We start from the raw sequence: 22,287 nt of genomic DNA, 5'->3' as shown, positions 1-22,287 counted from the left end.
CCTAAACTGCGCCTTCTGTTCTCAGGCAGGTTAGCAGCGCGGATGCATCCACGGCTTTCAGGCTAGCCCTTTTTGCTGCACCTCATGTCTGCTACTCGGAATAAGGCTAAATCTAGGCGGGGAAAATGCTTTGAAGAACAAGCTGATGCTGCTGGCTATGTCGGCCTGGTTTTTGGGCGCGCCAGCCATAGCTGGCGACACCATACTGCGCGGGCCTGTTCCTACCTGGCTTCCTGACGTACCGCCTCATTTGTCAAACGCGCCGGACAACTCATCTCAACACGTCCGCTATGAGTTGGTCGAGAACCATGCGCGTGCCTTCGGTACTCACACTGAAACCTACGTCCGCATGCGGATGCGGGTCCTGTCACCCTTGGGTCTGCAACAGGCTTCGCAGTTGGGACTGGTGTGGAATCCGGGCTTGCAGACGCCTACCGTTCACTACGCCCGCATCATCCGTGCAGGTGAATCTTCCAACATACTTGAAAAGGCGGACTTCACAATTCTCCGTCGTGAGGCAGCGCTTGAGCAGTCACTGCAGATTAATGGCCTGCTGACGGGCGTTCTCGTAAATCCCGACATCCGAGTTGGCGACACCATTGATTTTGCATACTCGGTACGCACGCAGTTCGACATCTTCAACAATCCGCTCGAAGCGCTTGCCTTCTCTTATTCGCCACTTCCCGTTGACCTCGCTGTAACGACATTCAGCTGGCCCGCATCCATGAGCGTGGAAACCCGCGCCGGACGCCACGCCGCCTTACCCCCGATCACCCGACAAGGCGACTTCAACGTCCTGGTTAATCGGATGACTGACGTCGAAGCGCAAACCTATCCCGATGCCATCGCGCCCCGCTCTCTTCCTGACTACGGCTGGCAGATCAGCAACATTCCGACTTGGGGAACTATCGCGGACCAGGTCCGCCCCGCCTACGATCAGGCCAGCGTCTTGCCCGAAGCCGCCGACATGGCGGCGCATGTCGCGCGCATACGGTCCGAGCACGCTACGCCGGAAGCCCGCGCTTTGGCGGCGCTGCGGCTGGTCCAGGATGAAGTGCGCTACATGGCGCTGACGCTCGGAGAGGGAGGCTGGCTGCCAGTCTCTGCCAATGAAGTCTGGGCAAGCCGCCAGGGCGACTGCAAGGGTAAAACTGTGCTTCTGGTCGCTCTGCTGAGAGAGCTCGGGATCGATGCGGTTCCAGCACTTGTGTCATCGGGCAACCTGCCGCTCGACAAATTTCTGCCTATGGTCAGCGCGTTCGACCATGTGATTGTGAAGGCGCGCATCAACGGTGAAACCTATTTGATTGATGGGGCGCGTATTGGTGATCGCAGCCTCATGCCGGACGTTCCACTGGTTCACGAATACGCTCTGCCCATCGTCGAACGCGCCGACCTAGAGCAGATTCCGCTCAGCCTCCCGCCGCAACCGACCGGTGCGCTTCATGTCGAATTTGATTTTTCAGACGGCATATACAGCCCGGCACGCGTTCGGTTGACCGATATCGACCGGGGCCACGTCGCGACTGAGATGCAGAGCAGCGTGGGCCTGGTCCCCGCTACTGAACTGACCCGCTTGTACGACGAGCGCTGGACTGAATTTTTGAAAGATTTCGGTCAGGTGACAGACCTTCAGAGCCAGTGGGAATATCGCGAGGACACACATGAGTTTGTCGCGAGTGCAACGGCTCGTGTCGCTTTCAACTGGGGTGAGGGTCCCGTCAATATTCCCCTGGCCCACGTGACGTGGAAGGGCATTGAACTTCACACGAACGAGAGGTTTGAGAACGCAGATTATGCAAGAGCCTTCCCCACCTCGTCTTCATTCCGGACATCCGTCATTCTGCCCGAAGACGAAGATGTCGTTGACCTGTCGGTTCGACCCTATGAGGTAGAAGCTGGTGCAACACGCTATTACCGCACTGTCGAACGTAACGGTAATCGGCTGGAGACGGATCGCGGTTCGATCGTTCTGCGTCCCTACGCCACTGCGGCGGAAATGCAGTCCGAACAGGCTGACATGGACCGCTTCAAAGACCTGAAGGCGACCATGCAGGTGAAGCGAAGCTACACCCTGACTGCGACTGATCGTGAAACGCTGACAACCGCACCGGCGAGCAATCCGGAGGTCGCATTGCGCCGCGGCTATGTGCTCAGCAACGAAGGTGACCACGTCGGGGCCATCGCTCAATTCGATGTCGCACTGGCGGGATTCACGTCCCCGCATGCGAACACTTTGGCCAACCGCGCACTGGCCTACCTAGCACTGAATGACCTCGAAAAAGCCCGTGCCGACATCGCTGCGGCCGAGGCGGCCGACCCAAACGACACCATTCTTTTTCACGCGAAGGGACGGCTGGCCGAGATCGAGGGTGATGATCTGGAGGCTGTTCTAGCTTACACGGGCGCTCTCCGATCGTGGCCCGAAAACACACATGCCCTTTACCGCCGCGCTGCGGCCTATGAGCGGATGGGTCAGTCTGCCCGCGCTCTTACGGACCTGGAGAGGGTGGCTACGTTACAGCCGCAGGACAATGGCAGTAAAAGTGCTCTGGCCAGTCTGTTCCTGCGCATGGGCCGCGCTGAACAGGCCTATGAGCAAATCGGCCTGGTAGCGCAGGCCATCGGTTACCCGGAGGCAAAGACTCAGCTATTCATCGGTCTGGCGCAGTCCCTGGCATCCAGCCTCAAGGCTACCGATCCCGCCAAAGCCGAGGCTGTGCTAACCAACGCGTTGGTCGTTGAAACCGATGTTCCTGCTCTTCTGATCGATCGCGCGGCTGTTCGCGAGATGCAGGGCAACAACGGGGGGGCGGCTGAGGATATCGCGCGTTTCAACCAAGTGACGAGCATCAGCCTCGATGATCCTGGTCAGGCCTGCCTGTCGCACACCCTTTCCGGATACAGCCGCGACGCCGCATTGACCATGTGCGACAACGCCATTGAGCGAGATGCGAACAACGCTGGGCTCCATGTGCGTCGCGGATATCTGCTTTACACGCTGAACCGCGGCAGCGAGGCGGTGACGGCATATAGAACAGCGACTGAACTGGACCCATCGGATCAAAAGGCCAAATACGGTTTGGGTGAAGTGCTCAAGAGCGCCGGGCAAGTCGCCGAAGGAGAAGCTCTCATGACTGCAGCGCTGAGTTCTGATCCCGCAGCCAACGAAGATTATGACACGCCATTACTAGAGGTCATCACCACCGATTGAGCGTGAAGCCACCGGACCGGATCGGCTTGCCTAGAAATTCGGCCACACGTTAAAGGTTTGGAAGCGCCGAAATCTGGCTCGACATGAGGCTTGCCCTCAAATGTTCCGCGCCCGCAGGGGGCATAGTCCTTCTATGCATAATACTGCATCCTGCCTGTACCGGCTTCTGCCGCCCTGCGGGGCCTAGCTCCTTTCCATCAATCTGGTGAAGGGGACGGCGATGAATTATCTGAGCGTCAGCACGCGCTGATCTCAGGCCGCGGGTTCCACCGTGCCGATTTCCCGGCTGGCTTGGTGCGGCGAGCGGGAACAGCCGCTCCCCCAGATCAAAGCACTCAAAAGAGACCCGCCTTGGCGACCTGACGTCCGCTGCTTGCAAAGACAGGCGATCCTGGATTCTGGCCGATAGGCCAAGCGCGCGAAGCGGCAGCTGGACGGGATGCGGGTTCCCGTCCAGCCGCCCCCGGCGCTATGCTTGAATGAACGCCAGCAAGTCGGCGTTGACGAGGTCCGGGTGGGTGGCGAACAGTCCGTGGGACAGGCCCGGATAGGTCTTCAGGGTGCCGTTCTCCAGCAGCTTGACGGCCTGATGCGCGGACGCGTCGATCGGCACGACCTGATCGTCCTCGCCGTGCAGCAGCAGCACCGGCAGCGAGACCGCTTTCAAGTCCTCGGTGAAGTCGGTCTCGGAAAAGGCGGTGATGCAGTCGTACTGGGCCTTTGCCCCGCCTGCCATTCCCTGGCGCCACCAGTTGCGGATCAAGCCTTCGCTGACCTCCGCCCCTTCGCGGTTGAAGCCGTAGAAGGGCCCTGACGGCACATCGAGGAAGAACTGCGCGCGGTTCCGCGCGAGCGCGTCACGGAACCCGTCAAACACCGCCATCGGCAGGCCGCCGGGATAGGCCTCCGTGGCCAACATGATCGGCGGCACGGCACCGATCAGCACCGCCTTGGCGACGCGCCCGGGCCGGCTGCGGGCGACGTATCGGATCGCCTCGCCCCCGCCGGTGGAATGACCGATATGGATGGCGTTCTTCAGATCCAGCACCTCGGCCAGTTCCGCGACGTCCGCGGCGTAGGTGTCCATGTCATTGCCCGTGTCGGTCTGATCCGACCGACCGTGGCCGCGGCGATCATGGGCGATGACGCGGAATCCCTTGTCCAGAAAGAACAGCATCTGGTTGTCCCAGTCGTCGGCGCTGAGCGGCCAGCCATGGTGGAAGACGATCGGCTGGGCGTCCTTGGGGCCCCAGTCCTTGTAGAAAAGGCGGGTGTCGTCGGAGAGGGTCAGGTGGGTCATTGTGGTTTCCTTTGAGAGAGTGGCTTGAGGCGAAGGCAGGTTTGGTCGGTCCGAGGGATCAGTCCGGCCGTTCGCCTGCCGTGCGGGCGGCCTGGTCGATGACGTCGGCAACGGCGCGCGGCTGCGAAATCATCGGGACGTGGCTGGCGCGGATCTCGACCTTGACGGCACCGATCTTCTCCGCCTGCTGATGCAGCATGGCTGGGCTGATTGCGGCGTCCTCCGTGGCGACGATGAACCAGCTGGGGCGGGTCCTCCAGGCGGCCTGTGTCACGGGGGTAGCGAAGGCTGACATGGCGATCGGCACCTGAGAGTCACGCATGAAGGCGGCGTCGGCGTCGCTCACGTCGGCGGCGAATCCCTCCTTGAAGCGCTCCGCGTTGATGAAACCGAAGCCGTCGGCCTGTTCGTCGATGACGAAGGTCGAAGGAATGCCGAAGCCCGCATACTGGTCGCCGGCCGTCTCGCCCACGTCCGCCGTCAGGGCCGAGACATAGACAAGGCCCTTGACCTTGTCGTCGACGCCCGCCTCGGTGATCACCACTCCGCCCCAGGAGTGGCCGACCAGGATCGTGCCGCCGTCCTGGCGGGCGAGGGCGCGGCGGGTGGCGGCGACGTCGTCAGCGAGCGAGGTCAGGGGGTTCTGCACGATCGTCACCCGGTAACCGCGGGCGGTCAGGTCGTCATAGACCCCGCGCCAGCCCGAGCCGTCAGCAAAGGCACCGTGGACGAGCACCACGTTGCGGACGCTTTGATCCGCCGGGATTGTCGGGGCCGTTTGGGCATGGGTCGCGCCGCCGATGCTGGCGGCGCCGACGGCGGCGAGGAGAATGTTGCGAAACTTGATCATGGGGTAGTCCTTTCCGTGAAAATGGAAGGCCTCGGCCTGTCCGTTGATAGGGTTACGCCGCTAACTGTTATCGCGATAAGTCAGATATCGTCGAGGGTGTGCGCCTTGTCAAACAGAAAATTATCGCGATATGTATTTTCTCGTGAACCGTCGCCCAGTGGAGTGTTTGATGACCCGACAGACCGGACCCGTTCCGATGGAGGACCAGCTCTGTTTCACCGTCTATTCGACCAGCATGGCGATCCAGCGGGCCTACAAACCCCTGCTCGACGCTCTGGGCGTGACCTATCCCCAATATCTCGTGATGAACGTGCTGTGGCGTGAGGACGGCCGGACCGTGGGCGACATCGCCGAGGAGCTGGCGCTGGAACCCAGCACCATGACCCCGCTGCTGAAACGGCTGGAGGCTTCCGGCTTCGTGAGCCGAAAGCGCAACCCGGGCAATGAGCGCCAGGTCGTCGTCACCGTGACCGATGATGGCCGCGCCCTGAAAGAGAAGGCGGGGTGCCTCGCTGAGGCCCTGCTCGAACATTCGGGGGCGACGCCGGCTGAACTGGGTCAGATCAACGGACGGATAAAGGGCCTCCGGGACGCCATCTATGAAAGCCTGGGCGGACGGAAGGCACCGGGTGGCTAGGTCCTCGACCCCGATCTGATCCGAGAGGATCGTCGCTGCACTGCATCACGGGCCAATGCCAGAAAGCGGACTTCGTCTATGGCGGTTGAAGCCGCTTCGGGTCAGTGCGCAGTCTCGGCAAGACCCGCCGTATCATCTTCGAGCCAGGGCTGAACCAGCTGTCTTATATCGACGCGCGCTTTCAGACGTGCAGCCAAGAGGGCCGTCCCACTGATTTTGCGCTGCGCAAACAGCACGCCTGTGGGCGGGATGTGCCAGGCTGATGTATCTGCGGCGATTGCCATGCCCTGATCGCGTAAAGCCGCGACAAATTTGCGATCGCCAAAGTCAAACAGGCCAGGCCGGTTCATCTCGCTGAGAATGACATCGATGATGCGATCAACGCCATCGGAGTGCCGGTCCACCACGGCAGAACCGATAAAGCCTGCCACGAGAGCTGCCTTGCGCACGGCAACACGGTCGCCCGCCATACCTGCGCGCAGAAGCTCGCGATAACCATTAGCCGTAGCTGCATCGACAGGGCGGGCAGCCCCAAAGTCGAGAAGTACCAACCGTCCGGTCTCGGGCTGAATGCGGTAGTTGGCAAAGTTGGGGTCGGTCTGCATCACGCCAAACTCAAACAACTCACGCAGCACCAGTCGCATGAGCGTCTGCATAGCGAGATCCCGATCGGCTTGCGGCGCAGTTTCCAGCGATTCGATGGGGCGACCTTCAAGATAGGTCATGGCGAGAATGCGAGCCGTCGTCAGCTCGTGATCGAGAGCAGGCACCACGACTTCGGGCGCGTCAGCCAATAGGCGACCAAACAGCGTCATCTGCTCACCCTCGCGCTGGTAATCAGCTTCTTCGGCAAGCTGGCGCTTCGCTTCGGCCAGCAATGGCGCGATATTGATGGTGCGCGGCAGCGTACCTGACATCTTCAGCAGGGTGGCGACGTTGTCCACGTCTGCGTCGATGCTGTCGCGAACACCTGGATATTGCACTTTGATCGCCAGCACGCGCCCGTCGCGCGTCACTGCGCGATGGACCTGACCGATGGAAGCGGCAGCGATGGGCCGCAGATCGAACTGACTAAACCCGGCGCGCCAGTTCGTCCCCCATTCGCTGACCAGTACTTTCTGAAGCTGGGCTGGCGGCATTTGGTGCGCGTTGTCTCGCAACTTCGCCATGATCTGCGTCAGCTCGGCAGGAAGCAGGTCGCCAGCATCCATCGAGATGATCTGCCCCAGCTTCATGGCTGCGCCCCGCAGGTGTGACAGCCGATCGGCGATCTTGCCGACATTGGCGGGTGTCAGCAGCATGTCGCGAAGTTGGGGACGCTCCCCGTCGGCCAGTCGCCGGACGCCTTCGGCCATCATCCCGCCAGCCACCGACCCAGCAAGCCGCCCAAACTGGCTTAGACGTGAGAGTCGACCACGCGGAATGTTGCGGCCTCGGGCGCGATCATTGTCTGTCATCGTCTCACCACCCCTGTGTGCCTGGTCCGCCCTTGAAAGGGCCTGCCTGCGGCGACGTGATCCAGCCCCCGTAGAAGCCACCGTCCTGTGGCGTGACGAACTCGCCATCGACGGTGCATTCGTCGAAGGGTGCGGCGTAGAAAGCGATATGGTCGCGGAGCGCTTCGAAGGTCGGGCTTGGCTTCGGATAGCTCCAGCCCACCCTCTGCAGAATCAGATCGCCGACGGCGACATCCCAGTATAGCGCCTCGCCCTTCCACTCGCAGAACGATCCGCCGCCAGCTGATGCAGTCGGCGACCAAATCGCGCTGGGGGATATAGTAGCTGGGCGGGTGGCTGGTTTCCAAGGTACGCACGGCTGCACGCGTGTCTGCGATAGTGAAGCCGGCATGACGTATCAGAATGTGCGCCGACGTCGGTACGGCGACGGCAGGTCGCGGGAAGCTCCACACACTTTCCTGTCCGGTGTGAACTGGATCGGGTTTGGCCCTCATGTTGATTGTCTTTTCGAGACGAGACGCTGGAGCGAAGGTCTCACCCGCAGAAATGCCTGATAAACCTTTTCGAGCGCTGACAAGATAAGGGCAGACCTTGCGGCAAGGCCGAGCGGGCGGAGGAGGGGGATCGCGCGCCACATTGCGGCGAAAGCTGCAGCACCGGACAGAAGTCGCCCGTTCTCTCTGGCGTGGAAACGCGCGAGAAGCTCCGATTGATCGATGGGGCACGCTTCTGGTGTTGCCGCCCCGACGTCGATGAACTGGATCGCGTCGCGCTGATCCAGTCTGCGCATCAACGCGATCTCGCGTCTGCAGAGCGGGCAGTTACCATCGTACCAGACAAGCAGCTTGGCCATTTACTCCATATGGGCGTTGCCGGACCCGTGTCACAGCCACCGCGACATCATCGACAGGCTCGGCTGGGTCAATATGGCGTAGTTATGCAGAGCCGCCTTTGATGGCCTTGGCTCCACACGTCAAAGCGAGTTCGAAGGCGCTGCCGAGGGCTGCCCTTGGCGGTAATTCTGCGTTGCACACCGCGTTATTGGATTTCGTAACAGGGTGCCCGGGGAGACCGGTCATGCTAAGCACGATGGATGGCTGCAACCGATGTTTCCAAGCCCCACTACCCAACCGCACGCGCGAAATGCGCCGACCTTATCGTGCACCTGACAGGGCTTGCCTTCGCGCTTTTCGGCGGCGGTGTTTTGCTCGGTCTTTCGGTGGCGCGGGGCGATCTGGGGCTGGTGCTGGCGGTTTCTGTATATGCGGTTGGTATGCTGGCCATGCTGGGGTTTTCGACGGCGTACAACTTTGCCCGCCCCAAGTGGCGACCATTGCTCCGACGACTGGACCACGCGGGGATCTTTCTCATGATCGCCGGCTCCTACACCCCCTTTACGACCCATAATCTTTCGGGTGCTTGGGCTTGGGCTATGACCGGGGCAGTCTGGGGTCTCGCTGGCCTCGGCATTCTAGGCAAGCTCCTGCTCCCGGGCGTTGGCAAGCGGTTCTGGATCGGGCTGTATGTCGCGCTCAGCTGGCTGGTCGTGATCGCCTTCCAACCTCTAGTCGCCCATGGTTCGTGGATCGCTCTGATCTTGTTGGCTATCGGAGGCGCGCTCTACATGTCGGGCGCAGTCTTCTACGTTCGCAAAAAGCTCGGCTGGTTTAGGGCCATCTGGCATGGGCATGTGGTGGCAGCAGCCAGCGTCCACTGGGCTGCCGTCCTGGTGGGCGTTGTGCTTACATCTCGCTGAAACTGTGTTTTGGTCACAGCTGGCTGGTGGCAAAGACCATGAACGGTCTAGGTTTACGTTGATTGACGTGGCGGAGCACAGTCGTGAGCGAATGGTTTCTGGGTGTGATCGGTGGGTCTGGCCTGAGCGATATGGAGGCGCTGGAGGACGCTGTTTGGCAGCAAATCGAAACGCCCTGGGGTGCGCCGTCAGACGATATTCTGACCGGCCGTCTTCACGGGGTCCCTGTCGCTTTTCTTCCGCGCCACGGTCGGGGACATCGCATTGCGCCGGGCGATCTCAACACCCGCGCCAATGTCTCGGCGTTGAAGCAGATCGGTTGCACCGACCTGCTTTCGGTTTCGGCCGTCGGATCCCTCAGAGAAGACAGAGCACCCGGATCGTTCGTGGTCGTTGACCAGTACATCGACCGGACGGTCGCGCGACCGTCATCGTTCTTTTCGTCAGGGATCGTTGCTCACGTTTCGCTGGCTGACCCCGTATGCGCACGCCTTTCAGATCTGGCGCTCGAGGCCGGTCGAACTGAAGGTATCGAGGTGGCGGCGGGTGGGACCTATGTCGCGATTGAGGGACCACAGTTCTCAACGCGCGCCGAGAGTCACCTCTACCGTTCCTGGGGATGCGACGTGATCGGTATGACAGGGATGCCGGAGGCGAGGCTCGCGCGCGAGGCCGAGCTGCCCTACGCCTGCGTCGGGATGGTCACGGACTATGACTGCTGGCGGGATGACACGGCAGATGTCCAGGTGACGGATGTGCTGGCGATCCTTAAATCCAATGCGGCAGCGGCAAAGGGTCTCGTTCAAACTTTGGTCCAAGGCCTGCCAGCACGCCGCGCGCCTTCGCCCATAGACACTACTCTGGACATGGCGGTCGTCACTCCACCGGAGTCATGGTCCCCCGCGCTGAGGGCCAGGCTCGCCACGATCTGTCCCCGAAAGTTCGGCTAGAGGCGGCGACTACGGTATCGCCGTAGAGCCGCGCCATCGTCGATATCCTCCTGAACGCGAAGAAGTCGCACTCGAGACCCCTCCAGATTGGCCAGGGTGTCGGCCAAGGCGTCGCGTGTCGACCAGCGTACGTTCGAGAAGGGCAGCGGGTCTCCCGGTGCCCGCCGCAGCCCGATGAGCCAGTAGCCGCCATCTCTCGCCGGCCCGAAAACCGCGCGGCTGGACCCCAGTGCCGCAAAGGCGTCGGCAACGTCCCTGCGGGTCACGGTCGGGGTGTCGCTGCCCAGGATCACCACAGGTCCGGGGGGCAGGGTCTGAATCACCCGGGTGAGACGCTCGCCTAGATCCCCCTGTCCCTGCGGGATGGGCATTCCGGTGGTGACCCAGTCCGTTGGACGGTCCGGCGATACGGCCATCCACAGACGCCAGCGCGGATCGCGCCCCAGGACACGCGTGAGCCGCTCCAGGGCATGGCGCGCGAACCGCAGGGCTTCGACATCCCCGACATCCGCGGCCAGCCGGCGTTTGCCCACACCCAGCCGGGGCTGTCGTGCGAAGATCACCAGATGCTGCTGCCTAGCGCCCATAGAGTCTCGCGATCCGCTCAGCGGACACGCCAAAGCAGTACAACGAAAGGCAGGTGAGATTCAGCAGGGTTTGGCCCAGCCACCCCCGCCGCCGCCAACGAACCGCCGATGTGAGGGCCTCTCCCTCCAATGCCACATGTCTTGAGCGGCCGAGGCGCCTCATGATGTCTACGTCCTCCATCAAAGGCAGATCTCGATATCCCCCGACGGCAAGGTAGAGATCGCGGTGTATCAACAGCCCCTGGTCGCCATAGGGCAGGCCCAGCCATCGGACGCGTAGGGCGACCCCACGCTCGATGATCCGGGCCTGCCAGGCGGGATCGTCGATCACGAGCCGCAGCGTGGCGGCAACGTTCTCGCCCCCGGCGAACGCCATGTGCTCACGCATCGCGTCCCAGCCGTCGGATCGCACGACGGTGTCCGCATGCAGGAACAGGCACCAGGGACGTACAGCGGCCCGAGCGCCTGCAGCCAGTTGCCGACCGCGGCCAGGCCCTCCCTGAACGATTTGGCACCCCGCGCTACGGGCTATGGCCAGGGTTTCATCCACCGAGCCGCCGTCGCTGACCGTGACTTCGACACCACGCGGAAGGCTCTCAAGGGTTCTCGCCAGCGTCGCCCCTGCGTTCAGGGTCGGTATGACGACATCCAGCCGCTCGAACCCGGTCACGCGCTGCAGCTGGCCCCGCCGAGCACGCAGAACTGGGCGCAGAACGGATGGTTCAGCGACACCGGCCCCGACGCCTCCATCAGGGTGTGACCCAGCTCGAAGCCGGCGTCATAAGGCGTCAGGGTGCAGGCCACCACGACCGGCGCGGTGGCACCGCGCCGACGCACTACCATGCGACTGGTCGCGCACATCATGTCGCCTGGCGACTTGTGCAGGATGCTCCAGCAGGCCTCTGTGATTTCGGGAACGTCGGCAGCGGGCTCCATCTCCGGAAACAGGACCAGGGCACCCGGATCGGCGGCATCAACCGCCAGACGCTCGGCGGCGAAGACCCGGGCAAAGGCGCTGCGGGCCGAGGCCTCATCTTCATGGGCCAGACGGCGCCCGGCGATCGCCAGCCGGAAGCCGTTATCGCGCAGCCATCGAAGCCCCTCCCAGGCCTTGTCCCAGGCCCCTTCGCCGCGTTCGGCATCGTGTACGGCCCGGCTGTGGTGATCCAGGCTGACCCGCAAGGTCAGCCGATCGCCGCCGATCGCGCCCAGCCGCGCCAGTCGGTCGCCCCACCGCGTCAGAGGGCGCATGGCATTGGTCAGGACCAGAACCTGGTGACCGGCTTCCAGTGCATCCTCGATCATCGCCAGGATGTCGGGATTCATGAACGGCTCGCCGCCTGTGAAGCCAATCTCGACAGGCCCGCTGCCCCGGGCATCAAGTTCGTCCAGGAAGGACCGGGCGTCGGCCCGCGTCAGATAGGCCAGGGCGTCATTGGTGGGCGAGCTGTCGATATAACAGTTGGCGCAGGCGATGTTGCAGAGCGTCCCGGTGTTGAACCACAGCGTTCCGAGCCGCTCCAGGCCGACATGGGCGCGCGGCGACCCGTCCAGAGTGCGCAGCGGGTCGACGAATTTGCGCGATGACAGCGTGCGCGGGCGCTCGGTAGCGAAGGGGGATGTGGCGGCCAGGGTCATCTCTCAACATCTGAAGCGGGCTTGCGGGCAAGGCAAGGCGTCCAGTGCCAACTACGACCGCGACTCCCGCGAGGTTTCATCGCAGGTCAACGGCTGGTGTCGGCGGCTAGGGCGTGGAATGTGTAGAAAGAGCCCGAGGAGATCCTCCATCATGCGTTCGACACTCGCCCGCCTGGTTTTGATCCTGGCGCTCCTGCTGCCGGTCTATTTCGCCGGCGCGGCCCTTGGTGCTCGGTTCGGTATATTCGACTGGCGCTTCGGGCTGGGCACGCTGATCGTCGAATGGGGGCCACGGCTGATCATCGGCGTCCTGATCCTGGCCGTCGTGATATTGCTGGCTGTTATCGTCAAATCCCCGCGGAACGGCTGGCGGTCGGCGCTGCTCGCCTCTCTGATCGCCGCCGGCGCACTGGGCTATCTGGGTTGGGTGCGCGACCAGTCCAAGGACATCCCACCGATCCACGATGTCTCGACGCGGCCCGCCGACCCGCCACAGTTCTCTCCAGCGATGTTGGCCGCGCGAGCGCAGACGCCCGACGCCAATCCGATCGTCAGCCTGACCGTTCCTGTATCGACCCTCGAAAAGTACCGAGGCCCCAGATTTGCTGACATGGCTGACCGCTCTCTGGGTGAGGTCGCCGCCGAGGCCTATCCCGACGTCCGCCCCCTGATCACGCCGACCCGTCCGGACGCCGCCTACGATGCCGCCCTGGCCGCAGCGCGGGCCCAGGGCTGGACGATCGTCAGCCAGGATCCTGGTACCGGTACCCTGAACGCGACCGCGACTACTTTCTGGTTCGGCTTCCAGGACGATGTGGCGGTCCGGGTCCGGGCCGAAGGCTCCGGGTCCGTCATCGACGTGCGGTCGACCTCGCGCGTCGGGCTTAGCGACATGGGGGCCAATGCGGCTCGGATTGAGGGGTATCTGGCCGATGTCGCGGACCGCCTATAGCCCTCTACGCGCAACCAACTGAAGCCGGGAACGGAGCGTGGCGATCACCTTGGTCCTCATCGGGGCGGGCCATGCCCACCTAGCCCTACTGGCGCAGGCGAGCCGGCTGCGTGCCGCCGGGGTAGCCCCCGTCCTCATCTCGCCCGCGACCTTCGACTATTCGGGTCTCATCACGGGTGTCCTGTCAGGTGCCCTGCATCCTGACAGCGCGCGGATCGATGTCGCGGCCCTGGCGCAGAAGAACGGGGTCCCGCACATCGTTTCCGAGGTCTTTGCCGTGGATCGGGTGGCCCGGCAGCTGACCCTTATCGACGGGACGAGCCAATCCTATGACGCCGTGTCATTCAATATCGGGAGCGGTGTGATCGACCCAATGGCGCTGGCACAGGCAGCGCGTGTGTGGCCGGTCAAGCCACTGGCCTCGCTGTTCGCACTCAGACAGGCGCTCGAGACCAGGTTTGACGCAGGTACCCCCACCCCTTCCATCGTCGTCGCCGGAGACGGACCGACCGGCTTCGAGATCGCCGGGGCCCTGACGGGCCTGCACGAGCGCCATGGCCGAACCGTCAGGCTCGTCCTGGTCGGGCCCGACACCGAGGCACGATGGGCGACCCGACGTGGGGCGCAAGCCCTGCTTCACAATCTCGACCGTCGAGGGGTGACAAGGATGGTGGCTGAGATCGCCGCGGTCGAAGGCGACCAGCTTCATCTGTCGGGGGGGCGGCAGTTGGCCTGCGATCATCTGGTCCTGGCTACCGGACTTCAGGCGCCCGTATTGACGCAGACCCTGGACCTTCCGCTGGACAACGTCGGACGCATAAGGGTGCAGCCGACCCTCGCGAGCCTCGGCGATGACCGCATGTTCGCGGTCGGCGACTGCGCGACGATTGAGGGCTTTCCCCGTCCATTCGCGGGCGTCTTCGGTATCAGGGCGGCTGACACCCTGATCGCCAACTTGTGTGCGCTCGGGACCGGTGAGCCCGCCCGCTCGTATCAGCCGCAATCCCGGTGGCTGTCGATCATGGACCTGGGCGACGGGTCAGGCTTCGCCATGCGCGGGCGTCTGTGGTGGCAGGGTCGGGCGTCACTGGCGCTGAAGCGTCGGCTGGATCTTGGCTTCGTGGCGCGCTCCCGTGCCTGACCCTCAGGCGCGGTGACTGGCGCAATTACAGACGGGGGCCTAGGCTAGGCGTTTCAGGACGGACACCAGCCTGCGCGTGCGATCGCTGAACAGGGCGGGCGTGTACCACATCCCGGCCAGTCGCTTGCCGATCTCGCCGCGCGTCGGATAGGGCGCGATCATGCCGGTCAGGGCGCTGAGCTTCAGTTTTGACGACATCGCCAGGGCCCAGACGTGGATGTGGTCGCCCGCGTGTCGTCCGACCAGGGTGACGCCCAGAACCTTGCCCTTCCTGGTCGTGACCAGCTTGCCTGACCCGCGGACATCGCCTTCGGCCTGTGCTCGGTCATTGTCGTCAAAACGAAAGGTTTCGACGCGCACGTCGTCGCCATAAGATCTGCGCGCTTCGGTCTCAGACAGACCGATGGCGGCCAACTCAGGATCGCAATATGTCACGCGTGGCACGGCAAGGCTGTCGGCATTGACGGGCATGGCGAAGATCGCCCGTCGCACGACCAGCGAGGCATGCGCACCCGCCAGATGGGTGAACTGGCCACGTCCGGCGACGTCGCCCACAGCATAGACCCGGCGGTTCGTGGTTCTTAGCGACCTGTCGGTGGTGATGCCCTTGGCGTCATGGGCGATCCTGGCCTTGTCCAGATCCAGCCCGTCTGTGGTGGGATGTCTCCCGACCGCGACCAAGAGGTGCGACCCCTTGATCCGGCTCACCCCGTCCGGCCCCTCGACGACCAGGACCGGACCGCCGTCGACCATCTCGGCACGGACCGCCCTGGACCGCGCGCGCAGCTCGACGCCGTCTGCACCGAGCTGGTCCAGCACGACCTGCGCGGCCTGCGGATCTTCGCGACCCAGGATGTCGCCGGCTTCGATGATCACCACCTCCGAACCCAGTCGACGAAATGCCTGACCCAGCTCGACCCCGATAGGTCCACCCCCGAGCACGATCAGCCGCGTCGGCAGTTCGGTCAGGTCGAACATCGTCTCGTTCGTCAGAAAGGGGGTTGCGTCGAGTCCGGGGATCGGTGGGATAGCGGCGCGAGAGCCCGTCGCGATGACAATCTTGCGGGCTTGCACCCGCACGTCGCCCCCGGCCACCGTCCGGTCGTCGATGAACCTGGCCGTGGCGCGGACGACGCGGACGCCAAGCCCTTCAAAGCGCTCCTGGCTGTCGATCGGCGCGATGGTGGCGATAGTCTGATGTACGTGGGCCATGACGGCCGCGAAGTTGATGACGGGGTCCGTCGCGCCGATGCCCAGGCCTGCGGCACGCGCCTGATGTGCTTTATCAGCGGCGGCGATGAGGGCCTTTGACGGCACGCAGCCGTAGTTGAGGCAGTCTCCGCCCATCTCGCCCTTTTCGAACAGCACGACGGACAGTCCCAGCTGCGCGGCGCCCGCCGCGACCGAGAGCCCGCCGGAACCGGCTCCAATAACGACCAGATCGACCTTGAGCGTCTCATTCACAGCGTCTTCCCCTTGCGGCGTTGATACAAGGTCGTGCCGAGCGACAGCAGGCCCAACGCCACCAAAGGCAGAAGCACTTTCGGCTCGAAAATCACGCCCAGATCGGGTGTCTCCCCCCGCGCTATCACGGCCCCGATGCCGGCACCTATACCGCTGTAAATGAAAGTGGCCGGCATGATCCCGAACAGGGTCGCCAGCGCATAGGCTTTGAAGGGGGCGTTCGCGAGCGCCGCCGCGACATTGACCAGCCAGAATGGGGCCACCGGGATCAGGCGCAGCGTCAAGATGTAGCCAAACGCTCCGTCCCTGACTCCGTCGATGACCTTTTTCAACGTGCCGCCGTCAGCCTCTGCCTTGGCCCGCAGCGCCTCCCCGAGCGAGGTCTGAACGACATAGAAGACGAGGATTGATCCGATCGTGGCCCCGATGACCGTGGCGGTTCCTCCGACCCACGTCCCGAACAGATACCCCCCTGCCAGGGTCAGGACGACGGCCCCGGGAAAACTGACGGCGGTGGCGATAGCGTACACAGCCACGAAGGCGACGAGGGCCAGGATCAAATTGTCGTCCACGAACGCGCGCAACGCCGCCTCGTGCGTCTGCAGCGCGTCCAGACTCAGATAGCGACCCACGCCGCTGGCGAAGATGGCGATGATCGCCAGGACCAGGACCAGAAGCGGCAGGAAGCGTTTGATTTTGTCCATGGACTAGCTTCTCGCGATTGCATTCAGGGACCAGTCGTAGGTGTCGCGGCCGATCCGTGTCGCGGCCTCCAGCCGTGTCTTCAGCGGTTCGTTTGCATAGCGGGCCAAGTGGGCGATGACGCGCGCATCCGTCCCTCCGAAGTCCGCTGCGTACCAGTCATAGATCGACGACACCACGAGGACGTCGCCATCGAACGTCACTGCACGCCTACTGTTGACATAAGCCCGCGCCGCCGCGTCCAGCGCGGGCCCCAATGCCGCGCCGCGCCAGGCCCTCAGCGGCAGGTTCGGACAGCTATAGGAGGCGCAGTTGACGGCATAATGGACGCGCGGATCGCTCCAGCCCTTCCTGAGGATGTTGTGTTCCATGTCGTCGAGCGAAAGTTGGACCCCGCCGACCGTGGCGAGCTTGCGCCTCCACGGCCCGGGCGAGATGCCGGATCGGATGTCGCGGATCGAGCGCACCGGATAGTCGTCCAGCACCACATCGATGGTCACCGCATTGTAGAGATTAGCCCAGAAGGCGAACTGTTCAGGTCGCGTCAGGGTCAGGGGAGCCAGCCGAGACAGACTGGCGATGTAGGCCCTCAGGGCCGTCCGATCTGCCTCCGACGCTTTCCAACCCGCATAGTCCACTCGCACCACACCATCGCGCGAGTTTCTGGCCCGGCGTCCGAGCAGAGCGTCGAACGCGGTATGACTAGCCGTGCCGGTTCCAGCGCGATTGACGGCAAAACTGGCGACACTTTGACTGAACGCCGGTCCAGCGCTCACTGCCATCGCGCCAGCGGCACCTGTGATCAAGCCACGTCTAGAAAGTCTAATCATCATGACCTCTCGCTTAGCGCACCAGTGAGAACAAGGCGGACAAGCCGCCGATGCGCTAGCCTATTGTGCCGACGCCGGACCCCAGATGTCCTCAAGCCGCTGTGCTCGACCACATCGCCATTTGTAGAAGGAATAGGTCTGAGGGTTCTTCAGGTAGTAGTCCTGATGATACGTCTCGGCGTCGTAAAAGGGTGCCGCCGGCAGAATCTGGACTTCGACCTGGCGACCAAACCGCTGGGCTACGACGTCTTTAGAGGCTTGCGCGGCGGTCGTTTCTTGCGGTGTCGTTGGGAAGATCGCGCCACGATAAGACGCCCCCTTGTCGCAAAACTGACCGGCCGGATCGAACGGGTCGACGTTTTTCCAGAAGACGTCGAGCAGTTGCGTGTAGCTGACCACGTTCGGGTCGTAGATCACTTTGACGGCTTCGTAGTGCCCCGTCGCTTCACGTGACACCTGCTCATAGGTTGGATTGACCGTCGTGCCGCCGGTGTATCCCGAGATTGCCTGCGCGACGCCTGGCGTCTTCTCGAATGCCTGCTCTACACACCAGAAACAGCCAGCAGCAAACACCGCTGTCGCAGCGTTGACGGGCTGGGCTCGTTCGATGGGCTGGGGGGCGGCGCAGGCGGACAAGATGACGAGGGTGATCAGCAATGACAGTCGGCGCATGGGTTCACTTTGGTTGAAGAGCGGCATGACGCACCCCCCTATGCGGACAGATACGATCAGCGACGATCACTGGTTACACGTCAAATGGTCGCGACGCCGGACTTGGGGAATCTTACGCTCGGAATTATCGCGGCGGACGTGGGCTTGCCGCCATCGGTCTGGCTTTAGATAGTGACTGAATAGGCAAACGTGGGGTGCTGTCAGTCCAAAGCGAATTTGTCTCTGCTGAGCGCAGGTAGGGCAGGGGACGCAAAACCTATCCGGCGAGCGTCTTCCACTCAGCCGGGGCGGCTGAGCGTTGGGCCTTGTGTGTCTCTCTGCTGATGAGGGGGCGATCCTGGTTGAAATGGTTGTGGAAGGCGGCGTGGACGTAGCTGAGCTTCTGCAGGGTCTTCATTTGCCGGAATCTCAGCATGGCGCGTTCTCGTCGTCGGAAGGTCAGGTGTGAGTTCTCCACTCTGTTTTTGGTCCGCTGCTAACCTCCTGCTTGTCGGAGTTGCCGAGCTCTTTCATCGCAACCTTGTAGGAGCGCAGACCATCCGTAGTGATGGCCTTGGCCTTGCCGCGCCGCTTCATGGGTTTCTTCATGAACTTCAGCGCCGCCGGCTTGTCTCTGGTCTTGCTGGCAAAGGATTCAGGCACCTCGCCCTTGGGATCGGCGGCGCGCCAGAGGTGGTGCATTTCGCCGTTTATCTTCACGTAGACTTCGTCGAGGTGCCATCGCCAGTGAGTGAACGAGCACATCTTCTGGACCCACTTGATGCGGATCTCAGCGTCGAACATCGGACCGAAGCGGTTCCACCACAGCCGCACCGTCTCATGGCAGATGTCGATGCCTCGCCCGGCCAGCAGGTCGTCCACGTTCCGCGCGACAGCGGATACTTCACGTGCATCATCACCATCGTCCGGACTACGGCGAGCTGTGGAAGTAGCGAAACGGGTTGGTGCTTTCGGCCATAGCAACGACGCTTGGCAGACCAGATTACCGGCTGGCTAAGATTGGGCTGACAGAGCCGCCCGAGGGCATGCATTGGGCCTGAAGACTGCGTTAAAATTGGGCGCGGGGAGTTTGGTTGACAGCACCCTCGCGAGTCATTTCAGTTGCTCGCCCGAAGCGGAATGGTTCTGAAGTCTTCTGATAGTATCAATCTGCGGCGCGCTGCTGTGGCAACACTTGGTCGAGTCCAAACTACAGGCGGCGGTCAAAAACCGAGATCGGAAGGGTGAGTTCGTAGAGCTGCGCCTGCCGGCCGCCGGTCTCGCGGTAGCCGTCGACGGGTCTGACCAGGTTGAGCTCCATAAGCTTGCGGCGGAACGAGCTCTTGTCGATGCGAGGGGTCCCCAGAGCGATCTGGTAGGTCGCGATCAGTTCGCTGAGGGTGAAGGTCTCTGGCAGCAGCCGCGCCGGCAGCGTCGAATAGGCCCCCTTGGACCTGAGCCGCTCGACGGCGGTTGCCACGATATCCGAGTGGTCGAAGGGCAGGGGGGCAAGCCTAGCGATCGGATGGAGTGCTATCTGCGGTGTGGTGCCCATGGCTTTGAGCAGGCGGTCGAGGGGTGTCAGGGCGAGGTAGGTGACGGACACCGACCATCCCCGAGGGTCGCGCGTACGGCCCGAGAAGGTCGCAAGCTGCTCGATGAAGAAGCCGTCCAGACCGGCCTTCTGTTTGAGCACCCGCGTTGCCGTGGCCAGCGTGTCGCTGTCCTCGTCGCGAACATAGCCTCCGATCAGGGCATCGTGCCCTGCAAAGGGTTCAGTGTCGCGCCGAATGAGTCCGACGCAAAGAGCCTGCTCGGCAATCGTCAACAGGACGACGTCGACGGTGACGATCTTGGCGTGGGGCGGTGGGATGGTTCCGGACATGGCCGGACGTACCGCATTCGTTGTTAGTTGCAAAATACATTTTACTGTTGGGATTAATGGGTCTACAGCGTCCTCACGGTCGGCGAGACTGTAACCGAGAGGAGGATGTCATGGGTGCTGGACGGTGGGATCGCGATGCCTGGGCGGACTATGCGCACCGCAATGTGCACGGGCGAGGGCGTGACGAGGTGTTTGGTTCGAGACGGATGGACCCCGCATTCGATCCGGCCCGGATCGGCGTGCGGGAGTCGCGTGACGGCGAGGACAATCCCGCCTCGACGCCGATCGTTCTAGCCTCGGACGTGACCGGCTCCATGGGCATGATCGCGCACGAACTCATGAGCCATGGCCTGAACACCTTGGCAACGGAGATTTACGAGCGACGCCCCGTCACCGATCCGCATGTGATGGTGATGGCTGTGGGCGATGCGAAGACGGACGCGGCACCTCTGCAGGCGACCCAGTTCGAGGCCGACATCCGCCTCGCCGACCAGGTCCGGCGGCTCTGGCTTGAGGGCGGCGGTGGCGGGAACGGTGGCGAGTCGTATTCTGCGGCCCATGCGTTCGCCGGCCTGCGCACGGACACCGACAGCGTGCGGCGTCGCGGCAAGAAGGGCTATCTCTTCACCATCGGCGACGAGCCGATCCACGACGGGCTGACCCGTGGCGAAATGGCGAGGATATTCGGCGGGCATGCAGAACGGGGCCTGTCGGCGCGCGAATGTTTACGCCTCGCCCAGCAAAGCTATGACGTGTTCCACATCGTCGTCATGCAGGGTTATGCGGCCACCGGCCTAGATCATGTTCTCAGAACCTGGAAGCCGCTGCTGCCCGAGCGGGTGCTGCTCTTGGACGATCACCGGCGGCTGGCTGAGGTGGTGGTCTCGGCCATCCAGGTGGCCGAAGGGGCCAGCCCCGACGTCGTCGCCGGAAGCTGGCCGCAGGACGCCTCGTCCACAGTCGCCCGCGCGTTGCATGACATGCGCCCCGGCACCGGCCGCGGCTTTTTCCGCCGCCTTCTGGGCTGAGAGGGCAAATCGATGACCAAGGCTCAGGCGATCGCCGTTATCGGCGCCGGATGGGGTGACGAAGGCAAGGGCCATCTGGTCGATGCCCTCGCCGCAGCCGGAGACGAGGCGGCAATCGTCGTCCGTTTCAACGGCGGCGCGCAGGCCGGCCATACGGTCAGGCTGAGCGATGAGCGGCGGCATGTCTTCCACCACATCGGGGCCGGTGCATTGGCCGGTGCCCGCACGCATCTGTCGAAGCATTTTGTGCACCATCCGATGCTGTTTCAGACGGAACGGGCGGCCTTGCAGGCGCTCGGTGGATGCGTGGAGGTGAGTGCTGATCCGGGCGGGGCCGTGACCACTCCCTGGGATATGCTGGTCAATCAGGTGGCCGAGAGGGCGCGGGGCGCGGGGCGTCACGGCAGCTGCGGCCTGGGATTTGGAGAGACGATAGAGCGCCAGTCCGAGCCAAGCTTCGCCCTGACCGTCGCGGAGCTCGGGCGGCCGGACCTGCAGCACCGTCTGCGGGCCCTGCGCCAATCCTGGGTGCCTCGGCGTCTTGCGCAACTCGGAATCGGCGCGCTGACACCGGACGAGGCCGAGCTTCTCGCCAACGATGATGTCGGAGCCGTTTTTCTGGAGGACTGCCGCGCCTTCGCCGATACGGTTAGACTCGCCGCCGATGCCGCCTTGGGAGAACGCGGGAGGGTCATCTTCGAGGGTGCGCAGGGCCTTCAGCTGGACCAGACGATTGGCGCATTTCCCTATGTGACCCGATCCCACACCGGTCTTGTCAATGTACTGAACATTGCGCGCGCGGCCGGGCTTGAAGACGTTGAGGCCGTCTACATCACCCGGGCCTATGCGACCCGTCACGGCGCCGGCCCCCTGCCTGGCGGTCAAGACGAACTGGAAGCGTTCGAGGTCGTCGATCCGACAAACACGCCAAACCCCTGGCAGGGTCGCATGCGCTATGCACTTCTCGATCTCGGCCAACTGGGGGCGGCCATCGCGAGCGATGCTCGCATCAGCGAGGCCGGTTCGGTCAGGGTGCACACCAGCCTGTTCATGACCTGTCTGGACCAGGTTCGGGATCACGCACCTGTGAGGGGTGAGGGGGCGATCATGCGTCTCGCCCCGGACGTGCTTGCGGGCGACGTCAGCTCAAGGCTAGGAATGACCCTGTTGGGGGAAAGCTGGGGTCCGGAACGGGACCGGGTCTACCTGCGCGGTGCCGCATCGCAAGCGGCGGCCTGACCGGAG

Annotated in this window: 21 protein-coding genes and 1 pseudogene; 8 read left to right on the top strand and 14 right to left on the bottom strand. The window is 63.3% G+C overall.

Translation table 11 applies throughout. The features are described 5' to 3' along the window. The first annotated feature begins 130 nt into the window (after window positions 1-130). Window positions 131-3,214, top strand: a complete 3,084-nt coding sequence (locus AC4PRM_RS10605; RefSeq protein ID WP_492039818.1) for a DUF3857 domain-containing protein — start codon at window positions 131-133, stop codon at window positions 3,212-3,214. A gap of 469 nt (window positions 3,215-3,683) precedes the next feature. Here the strand turns inward: AC4PRM_RS10605 and AC4PRM_RS10600 are convergent, their stop codons facing one another. Together AC4PRM_RS10600 and AC4PRM_RS10595 are read right to left on the bottom strand one after the other, a co-directional pair. Then, window positions 3,684-4,514 (bottom strand): alpha/beta fold hydrolase, encoded by an 831-nt coding sequence (locus AC4PRM_RS10600; protein WP_492039817.1) that lies wholly within the window; start codon window positions 4,512-4,514, stop codon window positions 3,684-3,686. A 58-nt stretch (window positions 4,515-4,572) separates the two neighbouring features. Beyond that, entirely contained in the window at window positions 4,573-5,364 is a 792-nt protein-coding gene (locus AC4PRM_RS10595) for an alpha/beta fold hydrolase (protein WP_492039816.1), read from the bottom strand. Window positions 5,365-5,533: 169 nt separating this feature from the next. Here AC4PRM_RS10595 and AC4PRM_RS10590 point away from each other — a divergent pair, with 169 nt between their 5' ends. Continuing rightward, the gene (locus AC4PRM_RS10590; RefSeq protein WP_492039815.1) at window positions 5,534-6,001 is read left to right on the top strand and encodes a MarR family winged helix-turn-helix transcriptional regulator; all 468 of its coding nucleotides are present in this window, start codon (window positions 5,534-5,536) and stop codon (window positions 5,999-6,001) included. Between the two features lie 101 nt (window positions 6,002-6,102). Here the strand turns inward: AC4PRM_RS10590 and AC4PRM_RS10585 are convergent, their stop codons facing one another. The 3 genes and pseudogenes from AC4PRM_RS10585 to AC4PRM_RS10575 form a co-directional block, all read right to left on the bottom strand. Beyond that, on the bottom strand, window positions 6,103-7,458 hold the full coding sequence (locus AC4PRM_RS10585) for an ABC1 kinase family protein (RefSeq protein WP_492039814.1): 1,356 nt from the start codon (window positions 7,456-7,458) through the stop codon (window positions 6,103-6,105). Window positions 7,459-7,462: 4 nt separating this feature from the next. Next, a pseudogene (locus AC4PRM_RS10580) lies at window positions 7,463-7,952 on the bottom strand (DUF427 domain-containing protein). After that, window positions 7,949-8,311, bottom strand: a complete 363-nt coding sequence (locus AC4PRM_RS10575) for a thiol-disulfide oxidoreductase DCC family protein (RefSeq protein WP_492039813.1) — start codon at window positions 8,309-8,311, stop codon at window positions 7,949-7,951. Before AC4PRM_RS10575 ends, AC4PRM_RS10580 begins: the two are co-directional and overlap by 4 nt. A gap of 240 nt (window positions 8,312-8,551) precedes the next feature. Here AC4PRM_RS10575 and trhA point away from each other — a divergent pair, with 240 nt between their 5' ends. Then, a complete protein-coding gene (gene trhA, locus AC4PRM_RS10570) occupies window positions 8,552-9,214 on the top strand; it encodes a PAQR family membrane homeostasis protein TrhA (RefSeq protein ID WP_492039812.1) in 663 nt (220 codons plus the stop codon). 83 nt (window positions 9,215-9,297) lie between these two features. Next, window positions 9,298-10,164 carry an S-methyl-5'-thioadenosine phosphorylase gene (gene mtnP / locus AC4PRM_RS10565; protein WP_492039811.1) on the top strand — a complete coding sequence of 289 codons (867 nt, stop codon included), beginning with the start codon at window positions 9,298-9,300 and terminating at the stop codon, window positions 10,162-10,164. Here mtnP and AC4PRM_RS10560 read toward each other — a convergent pair. Genes AC4PRM_RS10560 through AC4PRM_RS10550 form a run of 3 tightly spaced genes read right to left on the bottom strand, consistent with a single transcriptional unit; the run spans window position 10,161 to window position 12,389 of the window. Beyond that, on the bottom strand, window positions 10,161-10,727 hold the full coding sequence (locus tag AC4PRM_RS10560; RefSeq protein ID WP_492039810.1) for a TIGR04282 family arsenosugar biosynthesis glycosyltransferase: 567 nt from the start codon (window positions 10,725-10,727) through the stop codon (window positions 10,161-10,163). The genes mtnP and AC4PRM_RS10560 overlap by 4 nt on opposite strands. A gap of 13 nt (window positions 10,728-10,740) precedes the next feature. Beyond that, window positions 10,741-11,421, bottom strand: coding sequence for a TIGR04283 family arsenosugar biosynthesis glycosyltransferase (locus AC4PRM_RS10555; protein ID WP_492039809.1), 681 nt, complete (start codon window positions 11,419-11,421; stop codon window positions 10,741-10,743). Continuing rightward, window positions 11,418-12,389, bottom strand: coding sequence for a radical SAM protein (locus tag AC4PRM_RS10550; RefSeq protein WP_492039808.1), 972 nt, complete (start codon window positions 12,387-12,389; stop codon window positions 11,418-11,420). Before AC4PRM_RS10550 ends, AC4PRM_RS10555 begins: the two co-directional genes overlap by 4 nt. A 151-nt stretch (window positions 12,390-12,540) precedes the next feature. Between AC4PRM_RS10550 and AC4PRM_RS10545 the strand changes: the two genes are divergently transcribed. Both AC4PRM_RS10545 and AC4PRM_RS10540 read left to right on the top strand, forming a co-directional pair. Further along, window positions 12,541-13,341, top strand: a complete 801-nt coding sequence (locus tag AC4PRM_RS10545) for a DUF1499 domain-containing protein (RefSeq protein ID WP_492039807.1) — start codon at window positions 12,541-12,543, stop codon at window positions 13,339-13,341. Between the two features lie 37 nt (window positions 13,342-13,378). After that, the gene (locus AC4PRM_RS10540; RefSeq protein WP_492039806.1) at window positions 13,379-14,482 is read left to right on the top strand and encodes an NAD(P)/FAD-dependent oxidoreductase; all 1,104 of its coding nucleotides are present in this window, start codon (window positions 13,379-13,381) and stop codon (window positions 14,480-14,482) included. Between the two features lie 39 nt (window positions 14,483-14,521). Here AC4PRM_RS10540 and AC4PRM_RS10535 read toward each other — a convergent pair whose 3' ends face one another. The 6 genes from AC4PRM_RS10535 to AC4PRM_RS10510 all read right to left on the bottom strand — a co-directional run bounded on the left by AC4PRM_RS10535 (window position 14,522) and on the right by AC4PRM_RS10510 (window position 20,014). Beyond that, window positions 14,522-15,946: a dihydrolipoyl dehydrogenase family protein gene (locus tag AC4PRM_RS10535; RefSeq protein ID WP_492039805.1), complete on the bottom strand. Its 1,425-nt coding sequence runs from the start codon at window positions 15,944-15,946 to the stop codon at window positions 14,522-14,524. Next, window positions 15,943-16,650 carry a TVP38/TMEM64 family protein gene (locus AC4PRM_RS10530; protein ID WP_492039804.1) on the bottom strand — a complete coding sequence of 236 codons (708 nt, stop codon included), beginning with the start codon at window positions 16,648-16,650 and terminating at the stop codon, window positions 15,943-15,945. The genes AC4PRM_RS10535 and AC4PRM_RS10530 overlap by 4 nt, the downstream gene beginning before the upstream one ends. A 3-nt stretch (window positions 16,651-16,653) precedes the next feature. Then, entirely contained in the window at window positions 16,654-17,424 is a 771-nt protein-coding gene (locus tag AC4PRM_RS10525) for a DUF547 domain-containing protein (protein WP_492039803.1), read from the bottom strand. A gap of 114 nt (window positions 17,425-17,538) precedes the next feature. Beyond that, complete coding sequence (gene msrA, locus AC4PRM_RS10520) at window positions 17,539-18,177, bottom strand: peptide-methionine (S)-S-oxide reductase MsrA (RefSeq protein ID WP_492039802.1); 639 nt, start codon at window positions 18,175-18,177, stop codon at window positions 17,539-17,541. 411 nt (window positions 18,178-18,588) lie between these two features. Next, window positions 18,589-19,011 carry an IS6 family transposase gene (locus AC4PRM_RS10515; protein ID WP_492039801.1) on the bottom strand — a complete coding sequence of 141 codons (423 nt, stop codon included), beginning with the start codon at window positions 19,009-19,011 and terminating at the stop codon, window positions 18,589-18,591. Between the two features lie 328 nt (window positions 19,012-19,339). After that, a complete protein-coding gene (locus tag AC4PRM_RS10510; RefSeq protein WP_492039800.1) occupies window positions 19,340-20,014 on the bottom strand; it encodes an NUDIX hydrolase in 675 nt (224 codons plus the stop codon). Window positions 20,015-20,124: 110 nt separating this feature from the next. Here AC4PRM_RS10510 and AC4PRM_RS10505 point away from each other — a divergent pair, with 110 nt between their 5' ends. Together AC4PRM_RS10505 and AC4PRM_RS10500 are read left to right on the top strand one after the other, a co-directional pair. After that, on the top strand, window positions 20,125-21,042 hold the full coding sequence (locus AC4PRM_RS10505) for a hypothetical protein (protein ID WP_492039799.1): 918 nt from the start codon (window positions 20,125-20,127) through the stop codon (window positions 21,040-21,042). Between the two features lie 12 nt (window positions 21,043-21,054). After that, entirely contained in the window at window positions 21,055-22,281 is a 1,227-nt protein-coding gene (locus AC4PRM_RS10500) for an adenylosuccinate synthetase (protein ID WP_492039798.1), read from the top strand. The last annotated feature ends 6 nt before the right edge of the window (window positions 22,282-22,287 follow it).

It is taken from the genome of Brevundimonas sp. DW-iso22 (genome assembly GCF_058725425.1).
This window is presented reverse-complemented; position numbering and strand designations above follow the sequence as displayed.